General features: G+C 70.8%; 13 protein-coding genes. 8 read left to right on the top strand and 5 right to left on the bottom strand.

Features of this window, described 5'->3' with window-relative positions; genetic code table 11:
* The first annotated feature begins 309 nt into the window (after positions 1-309).
* The gene (locus L3N39_RS13515) at positions 310-519 is read left to right on the top strand and encodes a hypervirulence associated TUDOR domain-containing protein (RefSeq protein ID WP_237257945.1); all 210 of its coding nucleotides are present in this window, start codon (positions 310-312) and stop codon (positions 517-519) included.
* Entirely contained in the window at positions 516-1088 is a 573-nt protein-coding gene (locus L3N39_RS13520) for a DUF488 domain-containing protein (RefSeq protein WP_237257946.1), read from the top strand. Before L3N39_RS13515 ends, L3N39_RS13520 begins: the two co-directional genes overlap by 4 nt.
* A 3-nt stretch (positions 1089-1091) precedes the next feature.
* Here the strand turns inward: L3N39_RS13520 and L3N39_RS13525 are convergent, their stop codons facing one another.
* The 3 genes from L3N39_RS13525 to L3N39_RS13535 all read right to left on the bottom strand — a co-directional run bounded on the left by L3N39_RS13525 (position 1092) and on the right by L3N39_RS13535 (position 5546).
* Entirely contained in the window at positions 1092-1928 is an 837-nt protein-coding gene (locus L3N39_RS13525; protein WP_237257947.1) for a CvfB family protein, read from the bottom strand.
* A gap of 45 nt (positions 1929-1973) precedes the next feature.
* Entirely contained in the window at positions 1974-4307 is a 2334-nt protein-coding gene (locus L3N39_RS13530; RefSeq protein WP_237257949.1) for a membrane-bound PQQ-dependent dehydrogenase, glucose/quinate/shikimate family, read from the bottom strand.
* A gap of 96 nt (positions 4308-4403) precedes the next feature.
* Positions 4404-5546, bottom strand: coding sequence for a PQQ-dependent sugar dehydrogenase (locus L3N39_RS13535; RefSeq protein WP_237257950.1), 1143 nt, complete (start codon positions 5544-5546; stop codon positions 4404-4406).
* A 165-nt stretch (positions 5547-5711) separates the two neighbouring features.
* Here L3N39_RS13535 and L3N39_RS13540 point away from each other — a divergent pair, with 165 nt between their 5' ends.
* From L3N39_RS13540 to L3N39_RS13555, 4 genes are all read left to right on the top strand, one after another.
* Complete coding sequence (locus L3N39_RS13540) at positions 5712-5894, top strand: hypothetical protein (protein ID WP_237257952.1); 183 nt, start codon at positions 5712-5714, stop codon at positions 5892-5894.
* Between the two features lie 75 nt (positions 5895-5969).
* A complete protein-coding gene (locus tag L3N39_RS13545; protein ID WP_237257953.1) occupies positions 5970-6695 on the top strand; it encodes an RNA pseudouridine synthase in 726 nt (241 codons plus the stop codon).
* 74 nt (positions 6696-6769) lie between these two features.
* The gene (locus L3N39_RS13550; RefSeq protein WP_348983402.1) at positions 6770-7537 is read left to right on the top strand and encodes a PAAT family amino acid ABC transporter substrate-binding protein; all 768 of its coding nucleotides are present in this window, start codon (positions 6770-6772) and stop codon (positions 7535-7537) included.
* Positions 7538-7620: 83 nt separating this feature from the next.
* Positions 7621-8166, top strand: a complete 546-nt coding sequence (locus L3N39_RS13555) for a hypothetical protein (protein ID WP_237257954.1) — start codon at positions 7621-7623, stop codon at positions 8164-8166.
* A gap of 12 nt (positions 8167-8178) precedes the next feature.
* On the opposite strand, the gene L3N39_RS13560 is transcribed toward L3N39_RS13555, so the two are convergent.
* Positions 8179-8367 carry a hypothetical protein gene (locus L3N39_RS13560; RefSeq protein WP_237257956.1) on the bottom strand — a complete coding sequence of 63 codons (189 nt, stop codon included), beginning with the start codon at positions 8365-8367 and terminating at the stop codon, positions 8179-8181.
* Positions 8368-8518: 151 nt separating this feature from the next.
* Here L3N39_RS13560 and L3N39_RS13565 point away from each other — a divergent pair, with 151 nt between their 5' ends.
* A complete protein-coding gene (locus L3N39_RS13565; RefSeq protein WP_237257958.1) occupies positions 8519-9370 on the top strand; it encodes a DUF6279 family lipoprotein in 852 nt (283 codons plus the stop codon).
* A 6-nt stretch (positions 9371-9376) separates the two neighbouring features.
* Here L3N39_RS13565 and L3N39_RS13570 read toward each other — a convergent pair whose 3' ends face one another.
* A complete protein-coding gene (locus tag L3N39_RS13570; RefSeq protein WP_237257960.1) occupies positions 9377-13645 on the bottom strand; it encodes a DEAD/DEAH box helicase in 4269 nt (1422 codons plus the stop codon).
* Positions 13646-13758: 113 nt separating this feature from the next.
* Between L3N39_RS13570 and L3N39_RS13575 the strand changes: the two genes are divergently transcribed.
* Positions 13759-14070 carry a hypothetical protein gene (locus L3N39_RS13575; protein ID WP_237257962.1) on the top strand — a complete coding sequence of 104 codons (312 nt, stop codon included), beginning with the start codon at positions 13759-13761 and terminating at the stop codon, positions 14068-14070.
* The last annotated feature ends 111 nt before the right edge of the window (positions 14071-14181 follow it).

Below are 14181 nucleotides of genomic sequence, written 5' to 3' on the forward strand. Positions count from 1 at the left end.
GACAGTTCAAAATTTATTTGGCGTCGATCTGGCGTCGAAAATCCGGCATATAGCCGTATACGCTATCTTATTGCCATCATTAGCCGGCCAATAGCCAGCACTCCAAGCGAAGCGAAGCGACGCTTTAAAGCGCCTCTTTACAATTTGTCAGCGCCATTTTTTTGAACTAGTTGCAACTACCGTTTCGCCTGTTTCTATTTGGCCTCCGACGAACGGTGGTTATATTCGCTAATAGCAAAACGACAGCAGAAACCTCTTTGCGCATAAAAAGGTCCACCGCTGCAACCGAATCGTCACGGAGTAAGGAGCATGAGCAAGTACAAGGTGGGCGATCATGTCGGCTGGAATTCCGAGGCCGGCCAGGTCAGCGGCGTGATCATCCGCGTGCATACCCGCGACACCGACTACAAGGGCCACCGGCGCCACGCCAGCCCGCAGGCGCCGCAGTACGAGATCCGCAGCGACAAGAGCGAACACATCGCCATGCACAAGGAAGAGGCGTTGAGGAAACTGCCGTGAAGACGCCCGCCTGCATCTGGACGCTCGGCCATTCGACGCGGACGATCGAGGCCTTCATCGCCCTGCTCCAGGCGCACCGGATCGAGGCCATCGCCGATGTGCGGCGCTTTCCCGGTTCGCGGCGCCTGCCGCAGTTCGGCGAGCAGGCGCTGTGCCAGAGCCTGGCCGAAGCCGGCATCGACTATCGCTGGATCGGCGAACTGGGTGGGCGCCGTCGGCCGGCGGCGGATTCAGCCAACGTGGCCTGGCGCAACGCGTCGTTTCGCGGCTACGCCGATCACCTGGCCAGCGCCGAGTTCGCCGCCGGACTCGAGCGGCTGCTGGAGTTGGCGGCCAGCCGGCGCACCGCGATGATGTGCGCCGAGGTGCTCTGGTGGCGCTGCCACCGCTCGCTGGTGTCGGACGTGCTCAAGGTGCGCGGCATCGAGGTGCTGCACATCCAGGACGAGAACCCGGCCGAGCCGCACCCCTACACCGCGCCGGCACGCCTCGTCGACGGGCAGCTTAGCTACGAGCCGGATCGCGGCGAGCCGGCGCGCCCCGAGCGCCAGGGCCGCCTGGAACTGTAGCGCTCAGGTGCGCTCGATGCGGTCGGAGTGGATGACGATCCGGCCCTGCTTGTAGAGGCCGCCGATGGCCTTCTTGAAATTGCCCTTGCTGACGCCGAACAGCCGGGCGATCTCCTCGGCCGGGCTCTTGTCGGAAAGCGCCAGCACCCCGCCCTGCTCTTCGAGTTTCTGCAGGATCAGCGCCTGCAGCGAGTCGGCCGCCTCGCTGCCGAGCGGCTGCAGGCTCAGGCTGATCTTGCCGTCGGCGCGCAGCTCGCGGATGTAGCCGCGCTCGCGCATGCCCGGGCGCAGGAAGCGGAACACCTCGTTCTTGTGGATCAGCCCCCAGTGCAGGCCATTGATGATCGCCTTGAAGCCGAGGTCGGTCTGCTCGACGATCAGCAGCTCCACCGCCTCGCCCACCCGGTAGCGCACCGGCGTCTTGTCCAGGTAGCGGTCGAGCCGCGCGGTGGCGGTGATCCGCCGGGTGCGCGGGTCGAGGTAGACATGCACCACGCAGTAATCGCCGACCTGCAGCGGGCGCTTCTCCTCCGAATGCGGCAGCAGCAGGTCCTTGGGCAGGCCCCAGTCGAGGAACAGGCCGATACGGTTGATTTCCACCACCTTGAGGCTGGCGAACTCGCCGACCTGTACCTTCGGCCGCTGGGTGGTGGCGATCAGCCGGTCCTCGCTGTCGAGGTAGACGAAGACATTCAGCCACTCGCCCTCCTCGGTCGGCACGTCCTTGGGGATGTAGCGCTTGGGCAGCAGGATCTCGCCGTCGGCGCCGCCGTCCAGGTAGAGGCCGAAACCGGTGTGCTTGACGATCTGCAGGCTGTTGAAGCGTCCGATGGCGGCCATGGTGCGATTCCGAAGTCAAAGCGGCGATTCTACAGCGCCCCGCGCTCAGCGGGGCAGCGCGTAGGCGATCACCGAGTCGCCCGCGGCGGTCCCGAGCGAGCCGTGGCCGCCGGCGACCACCACGACCATCTGCCGCCCGGACGGGCTCCGGTAGGTCATCGGCGTGGCCTGCCCGCCGGCCGGCAGGCGCGCCTTCCACAGCTCGCGGCCGGTGGCGCTGTCGTAGGCACGCAGGTAGTAGTCCAGGGTGCCGCTGAGAAAGGCTACGCCGCCGGCGGTGAGCATCGGCCCGCCGAGGCTCGGCACGCCCATCTTCAGCGGCAGCGGCACGGGCGCCCGGTCGCGCACGGTACCGTTCCGGCGCAGCCAGTGGGTCTTGCCGGTGCGCAGGTCGGCACCGGCGACGTAGCCCCACGGCGGCGCGGTGCAGGGCAGGCCGAGCGGCGAGACGAACGGCTTGAGCTCCACCGCAAAGGGCGCACCGAAGTTCTCGTTGAGATACGGCGGCTTGTCGGAGACCAGCGTGCGGTCATCGTCCTCGCGCGGCACCAGGGTCGAGGTGAAGGCCAGGTAGGCCGGCGTGCTGAAGACCATCTGCCGCACCGGGTCGACCGCCACCCCGCCCCAGTTGAACACACCGAAGTTGCCCGGATGGACCAGCGTGCCCTGGGTCGACGGTGGGGTGTAGCGGCCCTCGTAGCGCAGCCCGTGAAACTGGATGTGGCAGAGCATCTGGTCGATCAGCGTCACACCCCAGAGGTCCTTGCCGGTCAGCTTCGGCGGCTCGTAGGACAGCGCCGAGACCGGCTGCGTCGGCGCCGTCCAGTCGCCCTCGGCCGCGCCCTGCGGCGCCGGCTCCTCGCGCACCGGCAGGACCGGCTCGCCGCTGCGGCGGTCCAGCACATAGATATCGCCCTGCTTGGTCGGGGCCACCAGCGCCGGCACCGGGCCGGCATCGGTCTGGATGTCGACCAGGCTCGGCTGCGCCGGCACGTCCATGTCCCAGAGGTCGTGATGCACGGCCTGGAACACCCAGCGCAGCCGCCCGGTGTCGACCTCCAGCGCCACCACCGAGGAGGAGAAGCGCTCGCTGTTCTCGCTGCGCCGCCCGCCCCACTGGTCCGGCACCTGGTTGCCAAAGGGCACGTAGACCAGCCCCAGCGCCTCGTCCGCGCTGGAGATGCTCCAGCTGTTGGGGCTGCTCTGGCTGTAGGTCTCGCCCGCGCCGATCGGCTCGGTACGCTCCGGGTTGCCGGGGTCGAAGTTCCAGCGCAGCTTGCCGCTGCGGGCGTCGTAGGCGCGGATCACTCCGGACGGCTCGGTGGTGCGCACGTTGTCGTTCACCGCGCCGCCGACGATCACCAGGTCGCGCGCCACCACCGGCGGCGAGGTGGAGTAATAGAAGCCTTCCCTGACGTTGGGCATGTTGGCCCAGAGGTCGACCTGGCCGTCCGCGCCGAACCCCGCGCAGCGCTCGCCGGTCTTCGCATCCAGCGCCAGCAGGCGGGCATCGGCGGTCGGCATGAACAGCCGCTGCCGGCATTGCGCGCCGGCCGGCGCCGCCTCGTCGAGGTGGTAGGCCAGGCCGCGGCAGGTCAGGTGCTGGCGGTTGCTCGAATCGGGCACCTGCGGGTCGACGCGCCAGCGCTCCTGGCCGGTCTCGGCGTCCAGGGCGATGACCAGGTTGTGCGGCGTGCAGAGGTAGAGACTGTCATCGACCTTCAGCGGCGTGACCTCGTAGGTGGTCTCGTCAGGGTCGGTCGGCCGGCGCAGGTCGCCGGTGTGGTAGTGCCAGACCGGCTCGAGGCGCTCGACGTTCTGCGGCGTGATCTGCGCCAGCGGCGAATAGCGCTGGCCGAGCTGGGTGCGGCCATAGGCTGGCCAGTCGCCGTCGGCCTCCTCGCCATGCCCGGCCGCCGGCGCTTCGGCCAGGGGCGGCGGCAGCATGCCCTTCACGTCGTGCACATCGCGACCGAGGGCCAGCACCGCGATGGCGCCCCACAGCAGCACGGCCAGCAACAGCGGCAGCGCGGCGCCACCCCAGGGCCGGACGCCGTAGGCCTGCCAGCCCAGCCGGCGCACGATCCAGGGCATCAGCAGCCAGAGCCCGAAGGGCGCCATCAGGCTGCCGCGCGGCGCCAGCTGCCACCAGTCCAGCCCGACTTCGTAGAGCGCCCAACCGAGCGCCGCGAGCATCAACAGCGCATAGAGCCAGAGCGCTGCGCGCCGACGCCTGAGCAGCAGGATGCCCACCAGCAGGAATCCTGCGCCAATGGCGGCGAAGTACCCGGTCCCGCCGAGATCGAACACCCGCACGCCGCCGACCACCAGCGCCAGGCCAAGGAGCATGCTGAACACGCCGCTGATGACGACCGCCACCACCTGCCCTCCCCTGCAATGAATGCCGGCCGCCACCGAAGCGGCCTGGACAGTGGACCGACGCGCGCGGCGATCGCTCCCCGGCACGCGAAAAAATCAGTCCCCGGCCAGCCCCACCCGCAGCAGCCGGCCATTGGCCGCATCGGTGAGCAGGTAGACAAAGCCGTCCGGCCCCAGCCGCACGTCGCGGATGCGCTCGCCCAGCGATTCCAGCAGGCGCTCCTCGTGGACGATGCGCTCGCCGTCGAGCAGCAGGCGGATCAGCGCCTGGCCGGCCAGCGCGCCGATGAACAGGCTGTGCTGCCAGGCCGGAAAGCGCGCGGCGTCATAGAAGGCCATGCCGCTGATGGCCGGCGACTTCTTCCATACGTGATGCGGAGCGATGGTGCCCTCGACCGCCTCGCCCTCGGCCTCTGGAATCGGCAGGAAGCTGTAGTTGATGCCGTGGGTCGCCCGCGGCCAGCCATGGTTGCCGCCGGCCACCGGGATGTTGATCTCGTCGCCGCCGCGCGGGCCATGCTCGTGAGTCCAGAGCCGGCCGCTCCAGGGATTGAGCGCCGCACCCTGCTGGTTGCGATGCCCGTAGGACCAGATTTCCGGTCGCGCGTCGTCGCGACCGACGAAGGGGTTGTCCTCTGGCACGCGGCCATCCGGGCGGATGCGCACCAGCTTGCCCTGCAGCTTGTCCAGCTGCTGCGCGGCCGGCCGCTGGTTGTTCTCGCCCAAGGCGATGTAGAGAAAGCCGTCGTGATCGAATACCAGGCGCGAGCCGAAGTGCAGCCCTTCGGACAGCCGCGGCAGCTGGCGGAAGATCACCTCGAAGCCGTCCAGGCGGCTGGCGTCCTCGCTGAGCCGGCCACGGCCGACACTGGTGCCGGCCATGCCGTCGCGGCCCTGTTCGGCGTAGCTCAGGTAGACCAGGCGGTCACGGGCGAAGCCGGGCGACAGCGCGACATCCAGCAGGCCACCCTGCCCGCGGGCGAATACCGACGGCACGCCGGCGATCGGCGCGCCAACCTGGCCGTCCAGCGAGACCAGGCGCAGGCGGCCGGGACGCTCGGTCAGCAGCAACTGCCGGCCGCCGGGCAGGAAGGCCAGCGCCCAGGGATGCTCCAGCCCGGCGGCGATCTCGCCGACCTCCACGTCGCCCAGCTCGGAGGGCTGGCGCCGTTCGGCCGCCAGGGCCAGGCCGGCCGACAGCAACCCGGCGAGACCGAGGCACAACGCGAGACGCAACATGAAACCCTCCTGATGGCGTCAATGCCCAGCCTGCCAGTCAAGCGCATCCGGCCGCCGCGCGCGTCGCGCAAACGCATCAAAACATGACTGCGCGAACGATCAATGTACAAAAATTAACCAGCCGTGTATAATGCGCGGTTTTTCGTACCGACAGAGAGCGAAACCATGGCGTCCAAAGCTACCGCGTCCAGCCGCAAGTCCGAACCTGCCGTCGAAACCAGCGAATCGCTCGCCGCCCAGATGGCAGCCTTTCTCAAGTCCGGTGGCGAGATCCAGCAGATCCCGACCGGTGTCAGCGGCCAGAGCCAGACCCCGTCGCGCCAGATCACCATCAGCCGCAAGCAGTAAGCGACTCCCACGCCTTCCCCGGGCGGGCGCCAGGCCCGCCGCCCTCGCCTCCGCCTTCCCGCCCGAGCCTTCCCGATGACCGATGCCATCCGCCTGTCCAAGCTGCTCGCCGAACAGCAGGGCTGCTCCCGCCGCGAGGCCGAGCTGTATATCGAAGGCGGCTGGGTGCGCGTCGCTGGCCAACTGGTCGAGACGCCATTCCACAAAGTCGAGCCCGGCCAACGCATCGAGCTGCTGCCCGGCGCCGTGGCGCAGGAGGTGCCACCGGTAACGCTGCTGCTGCACAAGCCGGCAAACCTCGAATTGCCCACCGCCCCGGCCGAGCTGTTCGACTGGCTGCAGCAGGCCGGGCACTGGGCCGACGACCCGAGCCGCATCGCCCCGCTCAAGCGCCACCTGCTGCGCCAGCAGGTCGTCCTGCCGCTGGCCGCCGCGGCCGCCGGGCTGGTGATCCTGACCCAGCAGCGCGAGGTGGTCCGCCGTCTGGGCGACACGCGCAAGCCGCTGGAGGAGGAGTTCGTCGTCGAGGTCCGCGGCGAGGCCAGCGAGGCAGCCCTGGCCCGGCTCGCCAAGGGGCTCGAGCGCCGCGGCCGGCCGCTGCCGCTGGCCAAGGCCAGCTGGCAGAGCGAACAGCGCCTGCGCCTGGTACTCAAGAACTCGCGCCCGGGCGACGTGGCGGCGCTATGCGAAGCCGTCGGCCTGACGCTGATCGGCTGCAGGCGCATCCGCTTCGGCCGCCTGCCGATGGGCAAGCTGCCGGCCGGCCAGTGGCGCCTGCTCGGCGAGCACGAGCGCTTCTGACCGCCAACGCGCGACTTGCACCGCGCCCGCCGCCGGGCCACGCTGGACTCACCAGCCCGTCCGGTGGATTGCCGATGTCGATGAAGTTCCTGCTGCGCCTGTGCCTTGCCTGGTCGGCGAGCCTGCCGCTACTCGCTGCCGAGCACATCGACGTCTGGTCGTACCATCTCTCGCCGCCCTTTCATACCGCCGACGGCCAGGGCCTGTCCGCCGCCTTTGTCGAACTGCTCAACCGCCACCCACTCAATGCCGGGCGTTTTGCCTTCGCCCTGCGCGAGTTGCCGCGCAAGCGCCTCGACCTCCAGCTGCGACGTGGCCAGCCGGGCGTGGTGCTGTGGGCCTCGCCGCGCTTCTTCGCCGAGGCGGATGCGCCGCAGCGCTGGTCACGGCCGCTGTTGCTCGACCGCCAGGACGTGATCTCCCTGCGCGAACGGCCGGTGGAGTACCGGGCACCGGCGTCGCTGGCCGGCCTGCGCCTGGGCGGCGTGCTCGGTCATCGCTACCTCGACCTGGAGGGCGAGATCGCCGCCGGGCGCATTCGCCGCGAGGACGTCCAGGGCGACCTGCAGAACCTGCACAAGCTGCTCGCCGGGCGCCTGGATATCGCCCTGATGCCGCGCTCCGCGTGGCTCTACTACAGCCGTCAGGGCGTGGCGGCGCAGACGCTGCACGCCTCCGCGCAGCCGCTCTACTTCATCGAACGACGCCTGCTGTGCAGCGCCGCGCTGAGCGCCGAGGCCTGCGACTGGCTGCAGCAGCGCGCCGCCGAACTGCCCGGCGAAGCCAGCTGGCACGAGCTGCTCGACCGCCATGGGCTGAAGCCGATCGGCGTGCAGCACTGAATGGCCGGGGAACGCAACAGCCCGATGGCGGATCGAAGCCCCCACGCACATACTGACCGGCAGCAACGAACGACGAGACTGCGATGAACAAAGCACTGCTGATCGCGATGGCCCTGGCCCTGGGCGGCTGCGCCACGACGTCATGCGACGAACCCTGGAGCGGCGCCAGCTGCCGCGCCGACCGCCTGCTCTACCAGAACGACCTGCTGCAGGCCAAGATCCTCATCGCCGCCGGCCAGGAGGAAGGCTACGAACTGGCCCACGTCCTGCTCGAGCGCAGCGCCCCGCAGGACCGGCGCGGCGAGATCGAGTTCTACCAGGCGCTGCTGCTGATCCGCCAGGGACCGGAGCCTTCAGAAGTCCTGCGCCTGCTGGAGAAGGCCGGCAAGAAGGGCCATCCCCACGCCATCGCGCTGCTCTACAAGATCCACCAGGAGCCCTACCTGATCGAGGCGCGCGACCTCGACAAGGCCGACGCCTACCGCCAGGCCTATACCGAGCTGGACGTCGCGCAGAGCGGCTATCCGTCCTTCGAGAAGGCGCTGGCGCTGGTCTCCGAACTGGTCGAGCCGCCACCGCCAAGCGCCAGCTACGCGCCGCGCTGCCCGCACTACTGCCGCCAGGAGTAGCGCCGGCCGGGCTCAGGGCGCCGGCGTCTGCAACAGCCGCGGCGGCTCGCGGCCTTCGGCCACCGCGCGGGCCTGCTGCTCGTCGTTGTAGGGGCCGCCGACCACGGTGCCGTCCAGTTCCACCACCCAGCACACCGCCCAGGTCGGGCGCCACGCCTTGGGCACGTCGTCTCCGCTCAGTTGCTTGATCTGCAGGCTCATGGGCATTCTCCGACTGGCGCCGCCGAAAACCGGCGGCCTCAGCATGCAGACCGCCGCGCCGCCGGTTTTTCTCGCCTTCGCCGATCAAGCGCATGGCGAACCGGCGGGCCTGCCGGCGCTCTACCGTGAGGTTCGCCAGGGGAGATCGCGTATGCGCCCATGCCTCGCCCGACTGCTGATCGCCCTGCTGCTGGCCGCGGCCCTGGCCGGCTGCAACCGCATCGGCCTGGCCTACCGCAACCTGGACCTGCTGATTCCCTGGACGCTGGACGACTACCTGCAGCTCGACGGCGCGCAACGGCGGCAACTGGCGGCGCACCTCGACCAGCACCTGGCCTGGCATTGCCGCAGCCAGCTGCCCCGCTACGTCGAGCAGCTGGCGCAACTGCGCCGGCAGCTCGACGACGGGCGCCTCGCCGCGCGCGACCTGCAGCCGACCCACGCGCAGCTCCGGCTGGCGCTGCGGACCCTCGGCGAGCGCATCACGCCCTCGGCGGTGACCCTGCTGCGCGAGCTGGACGACAGCCAGGTCGAGCACCTGCGCGCGGCCTTCGCCGAGCGCCAGGAGGCCGATGCCGAGCGCTACCTGCAGGCACCGCTGGCGCAGCAGGTGCGCCAGCGTGCCGACCGGGCCAGCGAGCGCCTGGAACACTGGTTCGGCCCGCTGGATGCCGCCCAGCGCCAGCGGGTGCTGGCCTGGTCGCACAGCCTCGGCGAGCAGAACCGCCACTGGCTGGACGGCCGCGGCCAGTGGCAGGCGGCCCTGCTGGCGGCGCTGGCGCAACGCGAGCAGGCGGATTTCCCGGCGCGCCTGGCCGGCCTGCTGCAGGACCGCGAGAGCGCCATGTCCAGAGAGGTGCGGCAGGCCTCGCGCCAGGCCGAGCAGGCCACCGTCGCCCTGCTCGCCGACCTGCACACCCTGGCGGGCGCCGAGCAGCGCCGCCACCTGCAGCAGCGCCTGGCCGCCCTGCAGCGCGATCTTTCCGAGCTGCAATGCAGCTGAGCGGCCTCAGCGCCCGATGACCAACCGCTGCCGCACCTCGCGCTGGGCCTGCTCGTCGAGCTCGGCGAGCAGCTGCACCTTGTCGCCCAGCCGCACGGCCAGGGGCATGCCATCGCGATAGAGGATGCGGTTGCCGGCCAGCGCCGGCAACCGCGTGCCGGGCAACACGCTGCCCAGCTGGTTGAGCGGATCGACCGCCGAGACCACCAGCAGCTCGCCCGTGGCCGGGCGCTGGCGCGCCTCGCGCAGCGGGCCAAGCGCTTCGGGCAGGGCGAACTGCTCGCCCGACATGCCGGCGACGAAGCGCCCGCCACGGATCTCGCCGCGCGCTTCCAGGCGGTGATAGACGCGCAGCAGCTCGCGCCAGGGGGGCAGCCAGTCGGCCTCGCGCTCGAGCAGGCGCCAGAACACCACGCCATAGCGCCGCAGCAGTACCCGCGCGACCTGCTCCAGGCGCTCGTCTTCACTCGGCGCTTCGCCGCCGCCGCGCAGCAAGGCCCAGCGGCCGGCGTCGGCCATGCCGCCCATGAAGGCCCCGCCGTGGCGCCGCCGTGATTCGCGGTTGCGCCGGCTCGCCGGGGCGAGCAGCGCACGCAACCCGGCAAAGCCGTCGGCATTCACCAGGCCAAGGGCGACCAGCTCGCCGAGGGCGTCCTCCAGCTCGCTGCGCAACAGGTGCGCCTCGTGCTGCAGTTCGTCGAAGAACAGCGCACCATGCCGGGCCAGCGTATCGCGCACCTTGGCCGCCCGCGGCGAAGGCTCGGCCTCGCCCTCTCCGCTCGACAGCGCCTGCCAGGCACTCAGCGCACGGCGTGGCAGCAGGACGATCGGCGTGCCGCGCACCGGGCCGGCCGCGGCGCGGGTTCGCCCGGCCAGGCGCGCCCAGACGATGCGCCCGGAGCGGCAGGCCTCGTCCAGCCAGAGCGGGCTGTACTCATCCAGCCGCGCCGGCAGCAGGTCGCTTTCCCAGGCGCCGGCAGCGGCCTGGAAGCCCTCGAGCTGGTCGAGCACCAGGGCCAGCGCCTCGCGGCCGCGCAGCCGCGTCTGCGCGCCGAGGTGCTGCCAGTCGATCAGAAAACGCATGAAGGCGGCCGGCTCCACCGGTTCGATCTCGCGGCGCAGGCGCTTGACCGTGTAGCGGTGGATACGCGCCAGCAGGTGCCGCTCGCACCACTCGTCCTGGCTCGCAGCGGGGCTGAAGCGCCCGCGCATGGCGTAGCCCTCGCGCTCCATCGCCAGCAGCGCCTGGGCCACCTGCGAAGCCGGCAGCGCCAGTGGCCGCGCGATCAGCGCCAGCGGCAGCGGGCCGACGCCGCTGAGCCGGGCGCGCAGCAGCTCGACCCCCGCAGCGTCCTCGTCATCGGCGCAGGCCGGTACCTCCAGCGCCGGCTCGGCAGGCGCGTTCGGGTACAAGCGACGCAGCAGGGCCAGGCGCTCGCGGGCGACCCACAGGCGGCGCCCCTCGGCGACCGCCAGGCAGGTGGCCCGGCCGCCCTGCGCCAGTTCCGCCAGCCAGGCGTGCCAGCCGTCCTGCAGCTCGCTTTCGGCGAGGCAGCCCAGCCCGACCAGCGCCTCGTGCATCTCGTCGCGGCTGCGCGCCTCGGGCCAGGCCTGTTCGCGTACCGCGGCAATCGCCTCGGCGTCCAACGCGCCCATGTCCTCGCTGCCCTGCGGCTCGCTCCAGCGCCGCGCCAGCACCGCCTGGGTGCGTCGCTCTTCCAGCGGCACGTCGTCGAGGAAGGCATAGGGCCTCGCGCCGAGCACTTCCATCGCCAGCGGCGAGGGCGCCGGCAGGTCGCGGGTCAGCAACTCCACCTCGCCGCCTTCGATGCGCCGCAGCAGGGCCAGCCAGCCCTCGCTGTCCATCGCCTCGTGCAGGCAGTCGTCGAGGGTCTGGGCGACCAGCGGATGCTCGGGAATCTCACGTTCGCCGACGATGTTCTCCAGGCAGGCGACCTGGTCGGGGAACACCGTGGCCAGCAGGTCTTCGCTCTTCATCCGCTGCAGTTGCGGCGCCACCCGCCGGCCGCCGCTCATGCGCGGCAGGGCCAGCGCGGTGACCGCGTTCCAGCGCCAGCGCACGGCGAACAGCGGCGCATCGAGCAGCGCCTGGACCAGCACCTGCTCGGCCGTGGCCGAATGCAGGTAGCGCCAGACCTCCTCGAGCGGGAAGCTGTGGCTGGTCGACAGCGACAGCACGATGGCGTCCTCTGTCGCGGCCGCCTGCAGCTCGAAGTTGAAGGTGCGGCAGAACCGTTTGCGCAAGGCCAGGCCCCAGGCGCGGTTGAGGCGGCTGCCGAACGGCGAATGGATGACCAGCTGGGTGCCGCCGGATTCGTCGAAGAAGCGCTCCATGACCAGCCGTTGCTGGGTCGGCAGCTCGCCGAGCGCAGCGCGTGCGCGCGCCAGGTATTCGACGATCTGCCGTGCGCCGGCCTCGGGCAGGCCGAGCGACTCGACCAGCCAGGCGAGCGCCACCTGCAGCTCGCCGGCCGCCTGCGCCAGACGTTGCCCGACCTCCTCGCGCAGCCGCGCCACGGCCAGCGACAGCGCGTCGCTGCGCCCGGGCGCCTCGCCGATCCAGAACGGGATATTCGGCGGCTGGCCGCGGGCATCCTCCACGCGCACCCGGCCGGACTCGATCTTGAGGATGCGGTAGGAGGTGTTGCCAAGCTGGAAGATGTCACCGGCCAGGCTTTCGACGGCGAAGTCCTCGTTGACCGTGCCGATGTTCAGCCCCTGGGGTTCGAGCAGCACCGCGTAGTCGGCGTTGTCGGCGATGGTGCCGCCGGAGGTCAGCGCCGTGGTGCGCCCGCCACGCCGGCCGCGCAGGCTGCGGCTGACGCTGTCGCGGTGCAGGTAGGCGCCACGCGGCCCGTGGCGGGTGCTGTAGCCCTGGGCGAGCATCTCGAGCAGCGCCTGGTAGTGTCCGACGTCGAGTTCACGATAGGGCCCGGCGCGATGGATCAGCGCGAGCAGCTCGTCCTCGCCCCATTCGGCGCAGGCGACCTCGGCGACGATCTGCTGGGCCAGCACATCCAGCGGCGCACGGGGAATCTGCAGACGATCCAGCTCGCCGCGGCGCACCGCGTCGAGCAGCGCCGCGCACTCGACCAGGTCGTCGCGCGAGGTGGGAAACAGGCGCCCCTTCGACACCCCGGCGACCTGGTGCCCGGCGCGGCCGACGCGCTGCAGGAAGGCCGAGATCGAACGCGGCGAACCGAGCTGGCAGACCAGCTCCACCTCGCCGATGTCGATGCCCAGCTCCAGCGAGGCGGTGGCGACCAGCAGGCGCAGCTCGCCGGCCTTGAGCTGCTGCTCGGCGCGCAAGCGGTGCTCGCGCGCCATCGAGCCGTGGTGCGCACCGACCACCGCCTGGCCGAGGCGCTCGGACAGGTGCCGCGCGGTGCGCTCGGCCATGCGCCGGGTGTTGACGAACACCAGCGTGGTGCGGTGCTCGCGCGCCAGCTCGGCGAGGCGGTCGTAGACGGCTTCCCAGGCCTGATTGCTCATCACCGCCTCGAGCGGCACCGGCGGCACTTCCAGCGCCAGGTCGCGCGCCCTGCCGTGGCCGATGTCGACGATCTCGCAGCTGCGCCCGGCGCCGACGAGAAAACCGGCCACCGCCTCGACCGGCTTCTGCGTAGCCGACAGCCCGACCCGCACCAGCGGTCGCGCGCACAGCGCCTCGAGCCGCTCGAGGGTCAGCGCCAGGTGGCTGCCGCGCTTGTTGCCAGCCACCGCGTGGATCTCGTCGACGATCAGGCTGCGCACGTCCTTGAGCATCTCGCGGCCGGACGCCGAGCCAAGCAGCACGTAGAGCGACTCGGGCGTGGTGACCAGCACGTGCGGCAGCCGCCGACGCATCGCCGCGCGCTCGGCCTGCGGGGTGTCGCCGGTGCGCACGGCGGTGCGGATGCCCGGTGCGGGCAGGCCGAGCCGCACCAGTTCGTCGGCGATGCCAGCCAGCGGCGCCTCGAGATTCAGGTGGATGTCGTTCGACAGCGCCTTGAGCGGCGACACGTAGACGACCCGGGTCTCGTCCGGCAGCCCGCCGTCGGCGAGGCTCTGCTGCACCAGGGCGTCGAGCGCGGCGAGAAAGGCGGTCAGCGTCTTGCCCGAGCCGGTCGGTGCGGCGACCAGGGTCGAGCGGCCGGCACGGATCAACGGCCAGGCGCGCGCCTGCGCCGGCGTCGGCTGGCCGAAGGTGCGGGTGAACCAGCCGGCGACCGCGGGGTGGAAGCCGGCCAGGGCGTCGTGGGTGCTGTCGCTCATGCCACGAATATGCTGCCGGCCGCGGCAGTCGACAATCGACAGCCGGTCGCCGGCGGGAAACGGTGGGCGCCGACACGGGTCTATCGGCCAGTACCCCGACGGAGACCACTGGCATGACCACCACTGCACTGACCCTGGACAACGCCATGAAGATCGCCTCCGAGGCCTTCCTGCCCTATGGCTGCGTGACCGGGGCCAACCCCGACGACGACAGCTTCGGCCTGACGGTGATGAACGGCGACGGCGAGGAACTGCTGCGCGTACCGCGGATCGACCGGCAGCACTATGCCGACCCGCTGCGCATGGCCGAGACGCTCGAGCAACATCGCCGTGAACTGCATCGCAAGGGCTGCGCGCTGGACGACTGGTCGATGCCCTTCATCACCGACGACAGCGCCATCCCGGCGATCACGCCAAACTACTGAGCGGAGCCGCCGCAGCGGGGCAAGCCAACCTTGGTGCAAGGTGGCGCGCAGAAACTTTGCGCAGCGCTGCGGGTCGCTATCTGATGCGGCCCGTGCCGCTGCATTCGACAG

The sequence above is a fragment of the Pseudomonas oligotrophica genome (genome assembly GCF_021726475.1).
GTDB lineage: Bacteria > Pseudomonadota > Gammaproteobacteria > Pseudomonadales > Pseudomonadaceae > Stutzerimonas > Stutzerimonas oligotrophica.

Coding starts and splice junctions, on each gene's coding strand:
- L3N39_RS13570 (WP_237257960.1), bottom strand. CDS start 13,645: ATGAGCGACAGCACCCACGACGCCCTGGCCGGCTTCCACCCCGCGGTC.
- L3N39_RS13575 (WP_237257962.1), top strand. CDS start 13,759: ATGACCACCACTGCACTGACCCTGGACAACGCCATGAAGATCGCCTCC.
- L3N39_RS13560 (WP_237257956.1), bottom strand. CDS start 8,367: ATGAGCCTGCAGATCAAGCAACTGAGCGGAGACGACGTGCCCAAGGCG.
- L3N39_RS13555 (WP_237257954.1), top strand. CDS start 7,621: ATGAACAAAGCACTGCTGATCGCGATGGCCCTGGCCCTGGGCGGCTGC.
- L3N39_RS13540 (WP_237257952.1), top strand. CDS start 5,712: ATGGCGTCCAAAGCTACCGCGTCCAGCCGCAAGTCCGAACCTGCCGTC.
- L3N39_RS13515 (WP_237257945.1), top strand. CDS start 310: ATGAGCAAGTACAAGGTGGGCGATCATGTCGGCTGGAATTCCGAGGCC.
- L3N39_RS13525 (WP_237257947.1), bottom strand. CDS start 1,928: ATGGCCGCCATCGGACGCTTCAACAGCCTGCAGATCGTCAAGCACACC.
- L3N39_RS13565 (WP_237257958.1), top strand. CDS start 8,519: ATGCGCCCATGCCTCGCCCGACTGCTGATCGCCCTGCTGCTGGCCGCG.
- L3N39_RS13550 (WP_348983402.1), top strand. CDS start 6,770: ATGTCGATGAAGTTCCTGCTGCGCCTGTGCCTTGCCTGGTCGGCGAGC.
- L3N39_RS13535 (WP_237257950.1), bottom strand. CDS start 5,546: ATGTTGCGTCTCGCGTTGTGCCTCGGTCTCGCCGGGTTGCTGTCGGCC.
- L3N39_RS13545 (WP_237257953.1), top strand. CDS start 5,970: ATGACCGATGCCATCCGCCTGTCCAAGCTGCTCGCCGAACAGCAGGGC.